Origin of the sequence: Gordonia sp. HS-NH1 (assembly GCF_001418765.1) — a bacterium.
Lineage (GTDB): Bacteria > Actinomycetota > Actinomycetes > Mycobacteriales > Mycobacteriaceae > Gordonia.
The window spans coordinates 33,268-47,661 of record NZ_LIYC01000025.1 but is presented as its reverse complement, the minus strand read 5'-3'; the positions used below and the strand labels follow the sequence as shown (position 1 = coordinate 47,661).

The 14,394-nt window shown below is 66.6% G+C and carries 15 protein-coding genes and 1 pseudogene; 10 read left to right on the top strand and 6 right to left on the bottom strand.

Annotated features, from left to right (window positions below; all coding sequences use genetic code 11):
- Window positions 1-17: 17 nt before the first annotated feature.
- On the bottom strand, window positions 18-1,010 hold the full coding sequence (locus AMD30_RS16500) for a sterol desaturase family protein (RefSeq protein WP_055476373.1): 993 nt from the start codon (window positions 1,008-1,010) through the stop codon (window positions 18-20).
- A gap of 101 nt (window positions 1,011-1,111) precedes the next feature.
- On the opposite strand from AMD30_RS16500, the gene AMD30_RS16495 reads away from it, so the two are divergent.
- The 9 genes from AMD30_RS16495 to AMD30_RS16455 all read left to right on the top strand — a co-directional run bounded on the left by AMD30_RS16495 (window position 1,112) and on the right by AMD30_RS16455 (window position 8,661).
- On the top strand, window positions 1,112-1,852 hold the full coding sequence (locus AMD30_RS16495; protein ID WP_055476372.1) for a TetR/AcrR family transcriptional regulator: 741 nt from the start codon (window positions 1,112-1,114) through the stop codon (window positions 1,850-1,852).
- A 276-nt stretch (window positions 1,853-2,128) separates the two neighbouring features.
- On the top strand, window positions 2,129-2,986 hold the full coding sequence (locus AMD30_RS16490; RefSeq protein WP_055476371.1) for an SH3-like domain-containing protein: 858 nt from the start codon (window positions 2,129-2,131) through the stop codon (window positions 2,984-2,986).
- Complete coding sequence (scnC, locus tag AMD30_RS16485; protein WP_055476370.1) at window positions 2,983-3,699, top strand: thiocyanate hydrolase subunit gamma; 717 nt, start codon at window positions 2,983-2,985, stop codon at window positions 3,697-3,699. Before AMD30_RS16490 ends, scnC begins: the two co-directional genes overlap by 4 nt.
- A 4-nt stretch (window positions 3,700-3,703) precedes the next feature.
- On the top strand, window positions 3,704-4,072 hold the full coding sequence (locus AMD30_RS16480; RefSeq protein WP_055476369.1) for a hypothetical protein: 369 nt from the start codon (window positions 3,704-3,706) through the stop codon (window positions 4,070-4,072).
- A gap of 97 nt (window positions 4,073-4,169) precedes the next feature.
- On the top strand, window positions 4,170-4,736 hold the full coding sequence (gene sigM / locus AMD30_RS16475) for an RNA polymerase sigma factor SigM (RefSeq protein ID WP_055476368.1): 567 nt from the start codon (window positions 4,170-4,172) through the stop codon (window positions 4,734-4,736).
- Between the two features lie 146 nt (window positions 4,737-4,882).
- Window positions 4,883-5,656, top strand: a complete 774-nt coding sequence (locus AMD30_RS16470; protein ID WP_055476382.1) for a hypothetical protein — start codon at window positions 4,883-4,885, stop codon at window positions 5,654-5,656.
- Window positions 5,657-5,797: 141 nt separating this feature from the next.
- Window positions 5,798-6,814: a thioredoxin-disulfide reductase gene (gene trxB / locus AMD30_RS16465; RefSeq protein ID WP_055476367.1), complete on the top strand. Its 1,017-nt coding sequence runs from the start codon at window positions 5,798-5,800 to the stop codon at window positions 6,812-6,814.
- A 59-nt stretch (window positions 6,815-6,873) separates the two neighbouring features.
- The gene (gene trxA / locus AMD30_RS16460) at window positions 6,874-7,212 is read left to right on the top strand and encodes a thioredoxin (RefSeq protein ID WP_010843067.1); all 339 of its coding nucleotides are present in this window, start codon (window positions 6,874-6,876) and stop codon (window positions 7,210-7,212) included.
- A 270-nt stretch (window positions 7,213-7,482) separates the two neighbouring features.
- Window positions 7,483-8,661, top strand: coding sequence for an N-acetylmuramoyl-L-alanine amidase (locus AMD30_RS16455; RefSeq protein WP_055476366.1), 1,179 nt, complete (start codon window positions 7,483-7,485; stop codon window positions 8,659-8,661).
- Here AMD30_RS16455 and AMD30_RS16450 read toward each other — a convergent pair.
- The 4 genes from AMD30_RS16450 to rsmG form a co-directional block, all read right to left on the bottom strand.
- Entirely contained in the window at window positions 8,606-9,469 is an 864-nt protein-coding gene (locus AMD30_RS16450) for a hypothetical protein (protein WP_010843065.1), read from the bottom strand. The genes AMD30_RS16455 and AMD30_RS16450 overlap by 56 nt on opposite strands.
- Window positions 9,470-9,617: 148 nt before the next feature.
- Window positions 9,618-10,670 (bottom strand): ParB/RepB/Spo0J family partition protein, encoded by a 1,053-nt coding sequence (locus AMD30_RS16445; RefSeq protein ID WP_010843064.1) that lies wholly within the window; start codon window positions 10,668-10,670, stop codon window positions 9,618-9,620.
- Between the two features lie 64 nt (window positions 10,671-10,734).
- Entirely contained in the window at window positions 10,735-11,688 is a 954-nt protein-coding gene (locus AMD30_RS16440; RefSeq protein ID WP_035717512.1) for a ParA family protein, read from the bottom strand.
- Between the two features lie 169 nt (window positions 11,689-11,857).
- Window positions 11,858-12,565: a 16S rRNA (guanine(527)-N(7))-methyltransferase RsmG gene (gene rsmG, locus AMD30_RS16435; protein ID WP_055476365.1), complete on the bottom strand. Its 708-nt coding sequence runs from the start codon at window positions 12,563-12,565 to the stop codon at window positions 11,858-11,860.
- Between the two features lie 368 nt (window positions 12,566-12,933).
- Between rsmG and AMD30_RS25500 the strand changes: the two are divergent.
- Window positions 12,934-13,049, top strand: a pseudogene (locus tag AMD30_RS25500) (carbon-nitrogen hydrolase family protein); the annotation flags it as partial.
- A 617-nt stretch (window positions 13,050-13,666) separates the two neighbouring features.
- On the opposite strand, the gene AMD30_RS16430 reads toward AMD30_RS25500, so the two are convergent.
- Window positions 13,667-14,386: a Jag family protein gene (locus AMD30_RS16430; RefSeq protein WP_055476364.1), complete on the bottom strand. Its 720-nt coding sequence runs from the start codon at window positions 14,384-14,386 to the stop codon at window positions 13,667-13,669.
- Window positions 14,387-14,394 lie beyond the last annotated feature (8 nt).

The following is a 14,394-nucleotide window of genomic DNA, read 5'->3' as shown; positions in this document are numbered from 1 at the left end:
GTGCCGCGCGGCCGAACTCAGGCGGCCGGTTCCGCCGTCGTCGAGCCGGTGACGGCCGTCGGGGTCGACGCCGGGCGCGGTGCATCCGGTCCGACATCGCGGGGCGTCCACCCCGGTGGTCCGAAGACGTAGCCGAGGCGGGCACGCCACGACGACGCCCCACGAACATCCCGCGCGATCGCCGCGTACTCATGCGTCTGCAGTCGGACGATGTTGTAGGTGTCGACGGGTTTGGTCAATCCGTAGCGGGGGCGCCGGACTTCCGGGGCGAACGTGCCGAACATGCGGTCCCACACGATGAAGACGCCGCCGTAGTTGCGGTCGAGGTACTCAGGGTCGCAGCCGTGGTGCACGCGATGGTGCGACGGTGTGTTGAACACCAATTCGAAGGGCGCCCACATGGTTTTGATCCGCTCGGTGTGAATCCAGAACTGGTAGATCAGGTTCAGCGAATAGGCGGCGAACACCAGCGCCGGCGGGACGCCGAGCAGGGGGAGCGGAATCCACATCAGGACCGCAGCACTGATGTTCCATTTCTGCCGGAGGGCCGTCGCGAAGTTGAAGTACTCGCTGGAGTGATGGGCCTGGTGGGTCGCCCACACCAGGCGGACCCGGTGGGAGACGCGATGGCTCCAGTAGAAGAGGAAGTCGACGCCCACGAACGCGATCACCCACGTGTACCACTCGTCCGCCGGGAGTTGCCACGGGGCGACATAGGCGAACAGTGCGGTGTACAGCAGTAGACCGAGGAACTTCCAGAAGGCGCTGGTCACGATCGACACCAGTCCCATCGACACGCTCGACCGCGCGTCCCGGGAGTCGTAGGCGCCCGGCGGCGCCTGCCCGGGTCGTCCGGCGATGTCCGACTCGGCGGCACCGTCCGCGGTCAGCGAGTGCTCGTCGTGCTCCAGTTTGGCCGCGGCGAACCATTCGATGGCGAGCAGAGTGACGAAGAACGGGATCGCGAGCACAGTCGGCTCACGCATCGGCTCCGGCAAGAACTCCAGCACGGTGTACCCCTCACGACATCATCTGACACGACTCCATGTCAGTTCCTTCTGACAAGGTATCGTGTCAGAAGTAGCGCTGTAAAGAGTCGGAGGGAGATCGCGTGGCGTCCGTGCCGGAGCCGTCCCCGTCGACGTCGACGCCGCCATTGCCATCGCCGTCGGAGAATTCGCCCGGGCGTCGGTATGGCGGGGCCGACCCGACGCAGCGCCGGGAACGTCGTCGCGCCGCTCTGATCGCGGCCGGACTCGACACCTTCGGCACCGACGGGTACGCCAAGGTCTCGGTCAAGGGCATCTGCGACCACGCCGGTCTGACGCAGCGATATTTCTATGAGTCGTTCACCGACCGCGCCGATCTGCTCGTCGCCGTGTACGACGACTGTGTGGCCTTCGTCCGGGCGGCGACCGTACGGTCCGCCGCCGAGATCGCCGACGCCGATCCCGAACTCGTGGGTTCTTCGGAAGGTGTTGCTGCCGAACGTGTTCCGGATGTCGCTCGTGCCGCCCTGGGCGCCTTCATGTCCTGCCTCGCCGACGATCCCCGACGCGCACGGGTGATGCTCGTCGAAGTGGTGGGTGTGTCCCCGGAGATCGAACGTGTCCGTATGCGCGCCATCCACGACTGGGCGGCACTCATCCTGGCGCTGGCCCGTGGCGCGCGACCGCAGTCCGACCGCGAGCGCCTGGCGTCGGTGGGCCTCGTCGGAGCGGTCACCCAGCTGCTCGTCGACTGGTACATCGCGGGCGCGGGGGAGTCCGACACGCAGCGCTTCGCGCTCGACGAGATCCTCGACGTGTGCGTGGAGCTCTTCGTCGCGGCCTACGGCCGGCTCCTCACCTGACCCTTCGAGGCTCGCTTCGCTCACACCTCAGGGGGCACGGGGCGCTCGCTTCGCTCACACCTCAGGGGGCACGGGGCGCTTGCTTCGCTCACACCTCAGGGGGCACGGGGGCCAGTGGGTCTGTGGTTCTTTCGGATCAGGGAGCGCGGGGGCTCGCCGGGTGCCGCCGGGTGCCGCCGGGGTCGGACGAAAACGCCTCGGGATCCCGCTGACGGCGTGTAAATTCTCCCGCAACTGCGCTCCACAATATCGGACATGGCGTCCGGGAGGTGTCCGGTGAGCACTGCCGAAGAACGTGCGAGGCAACTCGATCTCGTTGCGCGACTGAAGTCCTCGTATCCCGAGCTGCCGGATGCGCCGACGCCCGACCTCCTCGATCACAGCCGATTCGTCGCCTACATGAAGCCCGTGCACGACGTCGGCGGTGAGCCCGACGCCCCGATCACCTACGAGGGCAAGGCCTACGAGGAATGGGAGCACATGACCTACGTCATGTGCGAGGTGCTCGCCTGGCGCGGGATCTGGTTGTCCGAGGAGCGGCGTCGAATCGGCAACGTCGACGTCGGTCGCGCCGTCTACCTCGGAATCCCTTACTACGGACGCTGGTTGCTGGCCGTCGCGAGAATCCTCGTCGAGAAACACCACATCGCGCTCGGTGAGCTCAGTGAGCGCATGCTCGACGTCGGACAGCGATACGCCGGGGGGCTCGAGGGCCGGCGCCTCGAAGCCCGGCCCCGCAGCGTGGGCGACGGATCCGACGTTCCCCGGAACACCCATCACCGCCACGCGATCGGGGTCGGCGACCCGCAGATCTATGCCGGACGGGCAGGTGACGCCGCGTTCGCGATCGGCGACCGGGTCCGAGTGCGCGAGCTTCCCGTCCTGCTGTACACGCGCACACCGGAATACGTCCGGGGGGCCATCGGCGAGGTGGCTGCCGTCGCGTACGAGAGCCCCGCGCCCGAGGACGAGACCTGGGGTCTCTCCGATGCCCAACCGGAGTGGTTCTACGTGATCCGGTTCGTCATGGGCGACCTCTGGCACGGCTACACCGGGCCCGCCGACGACACCCTGCAGACCGAGATCCCCGAACGCTGGCTCGAATCGGCCGACGGAGAGGACCAAGACCGATGAGCGACGACCACGGCTCTCATGACCACGACCACGACCGTACGGTCAAGCCGATGGTCGACGAGATCACCGACTTCGAGGTGCTCGAGATCGCGCTGCGTGAGCTCTGCATCGAGAAGGGGCTCTTCACCGCCGAGGAACATCGACGCTTCACCGAGTTCGCCGAGCAGATCGGACCGACGCCCGCCGCGCAACTCGTCGCCCGGGCCTGGCTCGATCCCGAGTTCGAGAAGCTGGCACTCGACGACCCGATGGCGGCCAGCAAGGAGGTCGGTGTCGACTGGCTGGAACCGACCGGATTCGGAACACCCAGTGACTTCACGGCTTTCGAGATCCTGGCCGACACCCCCACCGTGCACCACGTGATCGTGTGCGCGTTGTGCTCGTGCTACCCGCGTCCCATCCTGGGGAACTCACCCGAGTGGTACCGAACCCCGAACTACCGTCGCCGGATGGTGCGATGGCCCCGACAAGTACTGTCGGAGTTCGGACTTCAACTCCCGGATGGAGTCTCGGTGCGCGTGCAGGACTCCAATCAGAAGCATCGGTTCATGGTGATGCCGCAGCGCCCCGAGGGTACCGAAGGATGGACCGAGCAGCAGTTGTCGGAGATCATCACCCGCGACTGCCTCATCGGCGTCGCCCTGCCGAAACCGGGCGTCACCACCAACGTCGTCTCCACCATCCGGCCGGCCGTCCACCCGGCGGGGGAGTAGCCACATGACCGACGACGGACACGCCGCTTCCCATCGCCCGCTCGACGAGATCGTCGAGCGCAATCAGGTGTGGCACCGCATGGCGGCGAAATACGGTGTGGAGAACCCGGTTCCGCCATGGAAGACGAGCCTCGACGGACTCTGCGATGCACTCGACCGGGTCGCCGACTCCACGACGGCGTGCGCGGACACCCCCGGTGCGGTCGAACGACGCGACGACGAGGACCGGTTGTCGTCGACGATCTACGCCGACCTGCCCTACCCGGAGAACCAGCTCGTCGCGCTGGCACACACCCTGCTCGACCGGGGTGTCATCGACGAGGGCGAGTTGCGGTCACAGATGGACGCGGTACGGGCACGCCTGCAGGCCTGACCGGCCCGGCCTGAGGAAGAATCCGCATTTCACGGGCATCTGTGCACAGGCGTCGCTCCATCGGATGACCCGATGTCGGCTCCATTACTCTCAGCCCATGCCCGGGGGGAACGACGCGACCGACACGCGTACCGACGAGCAACTCCTGCATGCCCACCTCGCCGGTGACCCACACGCCTTCTCCGATCTGATCAACCGACACCTCGAGTACCTGTGGTCCGTGGCGTTGCGGACGAGCCAGAATCCCGAGGATGCCGCCGACGCCCTGCAGGACGCCCTGTTCGCCGCCCACCGGACCGCGCACGACTTCCGGTCCGATGCCAAGGTGACGAGCTGGCTCCATCGAATCGTCGTGAATGCCGGGCTCGATCGCATCCGTCGCAACCGGGTTCGCAGGACCGTGCCGCTCCCGGAGTGGGATGTGGCGTCGATCGCCGCCACCACCGACGACATCGCCGCGGTCGACCTGTCGGTGTCGATCGGGCGTGCCCTGCACGTCCTCCCGGAAGGCCAGCGAGCGGCCATCGTCGCCGTCGACATCGAGGGCTACACGGTCGCGGAGGCGGCGACGATCCTGGGGGTCGCCGAGGGCACGATCAAGAGTCGATGCGCGCGTGGCCGTCTCAAGCTCGCGCAAGTCCTCGGCCATCTGCGTGAGGGTTGACCGGCACCACCGGACGGCGTCGACGCGATCCGGCCGATCGCGATCACGGGGGAACCGAATCGGGGCGGCACGCGTCCAAGTATCCGACGCCGACCCGACGCGAACACCACGAACGCCCGCGACCCCAGGAATGGAAGACTGACACCATGACCCCTCGGGGACCCGATGACCACGAGACGAGTGATCTGCCCGATCCGCCGTACTCGGCGGACATTCTCGCCGACCTCCACGCCGGTGCGCTGCCCGACCACGTGGCGGCCCACATTCGTTCCAAGATCGCGGATGACCCTGCTGCGCAATCGATCCTGGCCGCCCTGGACCGCACCGCCCTCGACCTGCGCGCCGCCGGACCGGCGCCGGCTCCCGTTCCCGACAACGTGCGTGACGACGTCGCGGCCGCTCTCGCCGCGCTGGGACGAGAGGCACCCGCACCGGTCGACCTGGCCGCCGCACGCCGCGGGCGCCGGAGCGTCGATCCGTCCGCACGCACCCACCGCCGAACGGCCACCCGCATGCTCGTGGCCGCCGCCGCGGTCGTCGTCGTGGCGGCCGGGTCCCTCGGAGTCCTGCGGCTGGTCTCGGATTCCGACGCGACTCCCGACCGGACACCTCGAGCACAGTCGTCGTCGGCCCCGGCCGGGAGCGGGCCCGCCGACGTCGCGGTCGCACTCGCGGTTCTCGGCCGGACCGATGGCGCACCATTCGGGTCCGTCGAGGCGCTCCGCCGCTGTACCGCCGCCCATCGTGTCCCGGCCGATGTCGTGATCGTGGGTTCCGGGCGCATCGTCGTCGACGGTTCCGGGGCCGCGGCGATCCTCCTCTCGACCGGCATCGCGGGACGGTTCGACGCACTGATCGTCGGCCTCGACTGTGACCTCGGAAGCCCGGCGCTGATCTCGCGCGGCATCGTCGGCGGGTGACCGATGCGTCCACACGCTGGGGGCGGACCGGCCGGGGTACGTAGCGCGTCCCTGGGAACATCTCCGCTTACCCTGGTGTTGAAGCAGCCGTGACCCGCCTCGACTGGGCGGGTCTCGCTCAACCCACAGCACGGAGGACAAGTGAGCCAGCCAGAGACCCAGCAGATCCACGAGTTGATCATCATCGGATCTGGTCCTGCCGGGTACACCGCAGCGATCTACGCCGCGCGCGCCGAGCTATCTCCCATCGTCTTCGAGGGCACCCAGTTCGGCGGCGCCCTGATGACGACCACCGAGGTGGAGAATTTCCCCGGGTTCCAGACCGGTATCCAGGGTCCCGCATTGATGGACGAGATGCGCGAACAGGCGATCCGTTTCGGCGCCGACCTGCGCATGGAGGACGTGGACACCGTTCGGCTGTCCGGCCGGATCAAGGAGGTCGAGGTCGGCGGCGAGGTCTACCGGGCCCGCGCGATCATCCTCGCCATGGGTGCCGCGGCACGCTACCTCGGCGTCGAGGGGGAGCAGCAGCTCCTCGGGCGCGGAGTGTCGGCGTGTGCGACCTGTGACGGATTCTTCTTCAAGGACCAGGACATCGCCGTCATCGGCGGTGGCGACTCGGCGATGGAAGAGGCCACCTTCCTCACCAAGTTCGCGCGAAGCGTCACCCTGGTCCACCGCCGCGACGAGTTCCGGGCATCGAAGATCATGCTCGAGCGCGCACGCGCCAACGACAAGATCCGCTTCGTCACCAACGCCGCCGTCCACTCCGTCGTCGGCGACGGGTCGGTGTCCGGCCTGAAGGTCGAGGACACGCGGACCGGTGAGGTCAGCACTCTCGACGTGACCGGCATGTTCGTCGCGATCGGCCACGATCCGCGCAGCGAGCTGGTCCGCGGGCAGGTCGATCTGGATCCCGAGGGCTACGTCCTGGTTCAGGGACGTACGACGCTCACCTCCCTGCCCGGCGTGTTCGCCGCGGGCGACCTCGTCGACCACACGTACCGCCAGGCCATCACCGCCGCGGGCAGTGGATGTTCGGCCGCCATCGACGCCGAGCGCTGGCTGGCCGAGCAGGGTGAAGCGGCCGACCTCACCGTCGACGATGCCGAAGCGGCCGCCGTTTCCGAGATCGACGCAGTTCAGGCACACGCCTGAGCCGTCACACCACATTCCACCCGGGCATCACAGCCCGGTTCGACCAAGGAGGTCACATCATGGGTGCAAACACCGTTGCAGTCACCGACACCACGTTCAAGGACGCCGTTCTGGGCGCCGACAAGCCGGTCCTGGTGGACTTCTGGGCCACCTGGTGCGGACCCTGCCGCATGGTCGCTCCGGTCCTCGAGGAGATCGCGCGTGACCACGCCGACAAACTGACCGTCGCCAAGCTCGATGTCGACGAGAGCCCGTCGACCGCGCGTGATTTCCAGATCATGTCGATACCGACCATGATCCTGTTCGACAAGGGTCAGCCGGTGAAGACGATCGTCGGCGCCAAGGGCAAGGCCGCCCTGCTCCGAGAGCTGGATTCGATCGTCGGCCAGTCGGCCTGACGACCTGCCGTTATCTCCATATCGTCGCGACAGTCCGACGGGTGAACGACGCTGCCGTTCCACCCGCGGACTGTTCGCGTTGGTAGTGTCGGCCGTGGTCTCGACGGGAGACCCCTGTGCTCTGAGCCGGGACGATCCGACCACGGGCAGTTTGGTGTAGTGAAGTCCAGCTGCGAGAATGCAGGCTGACGTTTGACCGGTGTACCGCTTCGCGTACATCGCACATCGCGCAGAACCGCACCTGCCGCGATTCGTACGAGGGGTGACGAGATGCCAGTGTTCCGACTTGGTGATCACGGCTCGGCGGTAGCCGAGATCCGCGCCATCTTGGTCGGACGCGGACTGTTGCCCGCCGACGGAACCTCGAGCGCCACAAACGGCAGTACGACGAACGGGTGGAATCCGCCCGACGCCGTCTTCGACGAAGCCTGTGACCGGGCTGTCCGTGCATTTCAGCAGGAACGCGGCCTGATCGTCGACGGCATCGTCGGGCCGGCGACCTATCGGGTTCTGCGTGAGGCGTCCTACCGTCTCGGAGCCCGTGTGCTGTCGTATCAGCTGTCGGCGCCCATGGTCGGCGACGACGTCGCCACCCTGCAGAGCCGGCTGCAGAATCTCGGCTACTTCACCTCTCTCGTCGACGGCATCTTCGGGCTGACGACGCACAACGCCGTGTGCCTGTACCAGAGCGAGTACGGTCTCGCCTCCGACGGGATCTGCGGCCCGGCCACGCTGCGCTCGCTCGAGCGTCTCGGTACGCGAGTGACCGGTGGTTCTCCCTACGCCATCCGCGAGGAAGAGCATGTCCGACGATCCGGTCCCCAGTTGTCCGGCAAGCGGATTCTCATCGACCCCGGATCCGGCGGACTTCACGCGCTGTCGACCGATGAGGTCGCCGACCGCGAGTCCGAACTGCTCTGGGACCTGGGTGCTCGCCTCGAAGGCCGCATGGCCGCCACGGGGATGCAGACGTTCCTCTCCCACGACGGGCGTGGACGTCCCGGAGACGACGAGCGTGCTCGTGTCGCCAACCTGATGGACGCCGACCTGATGATCTCGCTGCGGTGTGGGCACTACCGGAATACGCGCGCCAACGGCGTCGCGTCGTTCTACTTCGGCAACAACAACTCTTATTCGACGATCGGCCGTAACCTCGCCGGCTTCATCCAGCGCGAGATCGCGGCGCGGACACCGTTGACGGACTGTCGAAGCCACGAGCGCACCTGGGACCTCCTGCGACTCACGAAGATGCCCGTCGCCCTCATCGACATCGGATACATCACCAACCCCGACGACGCTGCGGTGCTTGGGGATTCAAACTGGCGCAACGTGATCGCCGACGCCATCGTCGTCGCCGTGAAACGTCTGTACCTGCTCGACCAGGACGATCGTCCTACGGGCACCTACACTTTCGCAGATCTGCTGGCAGCGGAGAACGGCGCTCGCTGATCGGACGCGGCCCGGTTCCCACCGGGACCGCCGTCTGCTGCCGGCCGGCCAGATCGATCTGGGCCATGACCACCAGCTTCTGCAGCGCACTCTCGACCTCGAACTTCCAGCCGAGACCCTCGTCGAGCTCGAGCCGGAAACGCGGGAACCGCTGGTGCGACGACACGACGTCGAATCCGGAGTCCTTCAGGAACGACGCATCGTTCATACAGGACGTGCAGAGATCGGATTGCGGGTCGTCGAGGATCTCGCGCGTGACTTCGGCGATGGCCTCATCCGACCAGAACTCGACCTCATCCGCCAGTCCTGCCGCACCGCCGACTGATTCGAACAGGTCGGTGCCCGTGCCGTTCCGCACCAGTCCGAATGATTCGACCGCACGGACACCGCGTCGGATGAGATCGCCCAGTACCGCGTCCAGCAGGATCGTCGCCACCTCGTCGTAACCGGGCTCGGTACGGATGCTGGTGAGCAGCACTGCGTCGTGACTGACCGGCGAGGTGGGGAAGTGCTGTGATCGAGGAACTCGATTCGGGGGTGCGTAGAACGCTGTGCCGACGACACTGTTCGTACCGGACTCGATCGCGACCTGACCGCAGGCACCCCAGTCGAGGAGCAGACCCGAGATCCACGCTTCCTTGTCGAACTCGCTCTCGTATGGCTCGAAGTCGCTGAAGCCCGCCGCCGTCATTCCTGCGGCACGATTGGTCTCGGTCGCCGGCTCGACTTCCCAGAAGACACATTTGCGAGTGTGCTGGGGGAGTGAGGCGAAAGATTCCAGATCCAAGCGGGTGACGGACACACTCATGTCAGCGCACTCCGGGTGAACGCGCCCGAGACCACCAAAGTGTCTGAGCAACAACACCTTTCGATGGGAATGTGCCCGTCGGGTTCGTCTATCGTCACAGTGACATTACTTCCGCGTCTAGGTGGTACCGAAAATCTCGCGCCTGAGTTCACTTCTTCGGATCGATGAACTGGACGATGCGTTCCAGGTCGTCGACCGAGCCGAACTCCACCACGATCTTGCCTTTTCTCTTCCCTAGACTGACTGTAACCCTGGTGTCCAGACTGTCGGACAGTCTCTCCGCGAGATCCTGCAGTCCCGGCATCTGCATCGGACGGCGTTTCGGTGCAGTCGGTGACTTGGCGTCGGGCCCATCTCCACGGTTGGCTAGCGTCACGGCTTCTTCCGTCGCCCGTACCGACAGACCTTCGGCGACGATTCGCGCGGCGAGTGCCTCCTGCGCGTCGCTCCCGGTCTCGAGGGAGAGGAGTGCACGGGCGTGGCCGGCCGACAACACCCCCGCGGCAACACGTCGTTGGACCGGGATCGGCAGTTTGAGCAAACGGATCATGTTGCTGATGAGTGGCCGGGAGCGGCCAAGGCGAGTAGCCAGCTCCTCGTGCGTGACGCCGAACTCCTCGAGCAGCTGTTGATAGGCCGCCGCTTCTTCGAGGGGGTTGAGCTGTGCTCGATGAATGTTCTCGAGCAATGCGTCCCGCAGCATGTCGCCGTCAGGTGTCTCGCGGACGATCGCGGGAATCGCCTCGAGCCCGGCCTCCTGGCTTGCCCGCCAACGGCGCTCACCCATAACGATCTGATAGCCGATTCCGTCGGCGGTGGGCTTCTTGAGGCGTCGCACGACGATGGGCTGCATGAGCCCGAACTCCCGAATCGAGTGCACCAGCTCGGCCATGGCTTCGTCGTCGAAGACCGTTCTGGGCTGGCTCGGGTTCGGCTGAATCTCCTTCGGGGGGAGTTCGCGGTACACCGCGCCCGCCTCTTCAGGGCTGAGGGGTTGCGTTCCCGCAGCTGTCGGGGGGGTGGTCGACGAGTCCTTCGCGTCGCCGGTCGGCGCCGCCGGACCCCTGCCGATCACGACATCGGCCGCAGCGTTGCCGAGGCGAGGGGCGTCCGACTGGTCTTCGGCCGGTCCGGTCGGAATCAGTGCGGCCAGTCCACGACCGAGTCCGCCCCGACGCTGAGCGGTGTCCCGTTGGCTCATTGGTACTCCCTTTCGCGGTGGTGGTGCTCGGTCAGCGTTTCACGTGAACCGTCGACGAACCGGGTCACGCCGACGCTTCCCGGGACGCGCGCAATGCCAGCTCGCGCGCCGCATCGAGGTAACTCATCGCACCACGGGAGCCTGGGTCGTATTCGATGATCGTCATCCCGTATCCCGGTGCTTCCGAAACCTTGACGCTACGGGGGATGATCGTGCTCAGGACCTTGTCGCCGAAGTGGCGACGCACTTCCTCGGCGACCTGATCGGCCAGCTTCGTCCTGCCGTCGTACATCGTCAGCACGATCGTGGAGACGTGGAGTTCGCGGTTGAGATGTGCCTGCACGAGCTCGATGTTGCGCAGCAACTGTCCCACCCCTTCAAGTGCGTAGTACTCGCACTGGATCGGGATGAGGACCTCACGAGCGGCCACCATCGCGTTCACGGTCAGCAACCCGAGCGATGGGGGACAGTCGATGAATACGTAGTCGATCTGAAACTCAGCGAGAATGTCATCGGCGAGCGCATTACGTAGACGGTTCTCGCGGGCGACGAGCGAGACCAGCTCGATCTCGGCTCCGGCCAGATCCAACGTCGCCGGTACACAGAACAGACCTTGCTGACTCGGCGACTCCTGAATCGCTTCCTTCAGCGTCACCTCACCGAGCAGCAGTTCATACACCGAAGCGATGTCCTGCGCGCGATGATCGATGCCGAGTGCGGTACTGGCGTTGCCCTGCGGGTCGAGGTCGATGACGAGAACCCGGAGTCCGCGAAGTGCGAGACCCGCTGCCAGGTTCACCGTGGTGGTGGTCTTTCCGACCCCGCCCTTCTGGTTGGCAACGGTCATGATTCGGGTATGGGGAGGTTTCGGGAGCTGCCCGGCGCCCCCCGGAGTCAGGACCTGGCTCGCGCGTTCCGCAGCCATGGCGATAGGGGTGTCGGCGAACGGCTGTCCGTCCGTACCGGGGCGGCCCCCTGCCGAGGTTTCACGTGAAACATTCGGGTCTTGATCGACCACGCGTGGACTCCTTTGACCGACCTCGTAAGGACTCGCGCCAGTACCGCCGGCGGCTGGAGCCGCCGATCCCACTGCCGCGGAAGCGTCGATTGCAGCACCTTCAGAGGTGCCGACAGAACGCCTCCTATTCTGCGCCCTCCGCGGACTCCACACCAATCCGATCGCCTCCTCAGCGTCGTCCGGAGCGGCCGCTCCGCGACCGTTCGTTCTTCGTCCCCACGATCACGGTCGTCGGCGTCTCGAGGAACCGATCACCGCACGTGCGCACCGTCAGGTCAGTGATTCCAGAGCGGCCCACGATCGCGCGGTCACGCTCGATCTCCTCGGCCGCTGACGAACCTTTGATCGCGATCATCTGCCCGCCCGGGCGAACCAGGGGACCGGACCACTTCGACAGTCGCTCCAGGGGAGCGACCGCCCGAGACGTGACCACGTCTGCCAGGCCGACTGCGGCGCGAACGGATTTCTCTTCAGCGCGCCCCCGGACCACGGCCACATTGTCGAGCGAGAGCGCCGCGATTGTGCGCTCCAGGAACGTGCTGCGTCGGAGTAGCGGTTCGATCAGCGTGACCGACAGATCCGGGCGCGCGATGGCGAGGGGGATTCCAGGCAGTCCCGCACCGCTGCCTATGTCGATCACCCGCGCGCCGTCCGAGATGTGCTCGCCGAGCACTCCACAGTTGAGGATGTGCCGGTCCCACAAACGGGGTACCTCCCGCGGACCCATCAGGCCGTGATCGATTCCATCGGTCGCGAGGATTCGCCAGTAGTCGACCGCCAGGCTCAACCGCTCGCCAAAGATGTCAGCGGCCGCAGTCGGCGGAACCGCCAACGCGTCCAGATCGTGCTCGTGCTCGGGTTGTGCGTCAGACGGCACTTCGCCTCCGTTCGGGTGGGACTCGGTACCTAGTGTTTCACGTGAAACCTATGCGCCCGTCGGGTCGGTACACATCGGACGTCCGGGCGCTGTTTCACGTGAAACAACATCGTTGTTATTCGGTGGAGCCAGCCGGGCAGGCGATCCATCGCACGGCGTAATGGACGCCACCTCGCCAGAAGCGGTCTCAGTCTCAGTCCCGGTCCGAACAGCTCTGTCGCTCACATCCACGCCGCCCTGATCTAGTGACGCATGTATCAGCGGCGCGAACCGAGACGGTCACCCTCAGCGCCCTCGCCGCGCGGCGCTAAGCGTGGGGCTCGGGTTCTCGAGAGCGGACGCAGCTCTCCGACGGTCGAGGGATCGGCGATGCGGCCCGGATCATCGCGACGCTGTCCGCGTGGCCCACCAGCGTCACCGACCGTACCGCTCGCCTCCGCGCCGACCGCAGTCACGCGCGTTCGACCTCTACGAGCGCGCCCGCGAGCCGACGAGAAGCCCTTGCTCCGCGACCGCTCCCAGGACCTGGGCCGGCCCCGCCGAGGACACCTATCCACAGCGCAGGTTCCGGCTCGTGCATTCGGCCGCCGCCCTGAGGTGGTTCGGCGGCATAGGTTCGTGCGAACGAACGCTGGCCAGGTGGGGACGGGGCAGCGGCGACTACAGCGGTCGGAACACATCCTCACCTGACCCGGCGCGCCGAAGTCTCGGCTCCCGCGACACCCACGGCCCACGAACCCGTGCCGGGGAATTCGATGGTCCCTGCCGCCGTCCGCAGAAGCCCAGGCGTGGCTACCTCACCGCATCGTGTCAGGACAACGCCCGCAACAGCCCGCCGGCAGCGCGCTCGGGCAGCGCGCTCGGGCGGCGGGCAGCGCTCGCCCAGCAGAACCTCGACAGTCCGCGGTCCCTTGCGACGCCGGATCACAACGACGAACGAGAGCTCGGCGTCCTTCCGAAGCACCCCTGTTTCACGTGAAACAACAACGATGTAACACTCCAGGACAGCCTGCCAACCCCCGCGAGTCCGGTCCCGGAAACACATCAGGCCCCGACCATCGGTCGGGGCCTGATCGCCTCCGCGGGGGAGGGGAGTGCGGACTAGGAGGGAAGGACCACCACGCGACGCTTGGGCTCCGCGCCCTCGCTCTCGCTGACGACGCCGTCGACGACGGCAACCGCGTCGTGCACGATCTTCCGCTCGAACGGAGTCATCGGATCCAGCGCCTCGCGCTCACCGGACGCCAGCACCCGCTCGGCGACCTCGCGACCGAGGCGTGCGAGCCGATCGCGGCGATCCGAGCGCCAGCGCGCGATGTCGAGCATCAGGCGGCTGCGCTCGCCGGTCGCCTGCTGCACCGCGAGGCGGGTCAGCTCCTGGAGCGCGTCGAGGACCTCGCCCTTGCGGCCGACGAGCTTGGTCAGATCGTCGCCACCGTCGATGCTGACGACCGCCCGGTCGCCATCGACGTCGAGGTCGATGTCGCCGTCGAAGTCGAGGACGTCAAGTAGCTGCTCGAGGTAGTCACCGGCGATCTCGCCTTCTTCGACGAGACGGTCCTCGTCGTCCTCGTCCTCGTCATCGTCTTCATCGGAGTCGTCATCCGAGTCTTCGTCATCGATGTCCGCGGCGTCGTCGGTCTCACCCGACGTGGCCTCGACGGTGTCGTCCGCGCCGTTGTCCGCTTCGGTGGCGTCGTTCTCCACCACAGCCCCGTCACCGGCGACGGTCTGTGCGGCGTCGTCGGACTGATCCTCCGTCTGGGCCACGGCCGATGCCTCGGCATCTGTACCGGCTTGAGTTGCAGTCTCTGCTGTCATCTCATTCA

Coding starts and splice junctions, on each gene's coding strand:
- scnC (WP_055476370.1), top strand. CDS start 2,983: ATGAGCGACGACCACGGCTCTCATGACCACGACCACGACCGTACGGTC.
- AMD30_RS16480 (WP_055476369.1), top strand. CDS start 3,704: ATGACCGACGACGGACACGCCGCTTCCCATCGCCCGCTCGACGAGATC.
- sigM (WP_055476368.1), top strand. CDS start 4,170: ATGCCCGGGGGGAACGACGCGACCGACACGCGTACCGACGAGCAACTC.
- AMD30_RS16470 (WP_055476382.1), top strand. CDS start 4,883: ATGACCCCTCGGGGACCCGATGACCACGAGACGAGTGATCTGCCCGAT.
- trxA (WP_010843067.1), top strand. CDS start 6,874: ATGGGTGCAAACACCGTTGCAGTCACCGACACCACGTTCAAGGACGCC.
- AMD30_RS16455 (WP_055476366.1), top strand. CDS start 7,483: ATGCCAGTGTTCCGACTTGGTGATCACGGCTCGGCGGTAGCCGAGATC.
- AMD30_RS16450 (WP_010843065.1), bottom strand. CDS start 9,469: ATGAGTGTGTCCGTCACCCGCTTGGATCTGGAATCTTTCGCCTCACTC.
- AMD30_RS16445 (WP_010843064.1), bottom strand. CDS start 10,670: ATGAGCCAACGGGACACCGCTCAGCGTCGGGGCGGACTCGGTCGTGGA.
- AMD30_RS16430 (WP_055476364.1), bottom strand. CDS start 14,386: ATGACAGCAGAGACTGCAACTCAAGCCGGTACAGATGCCGAGGCATCG.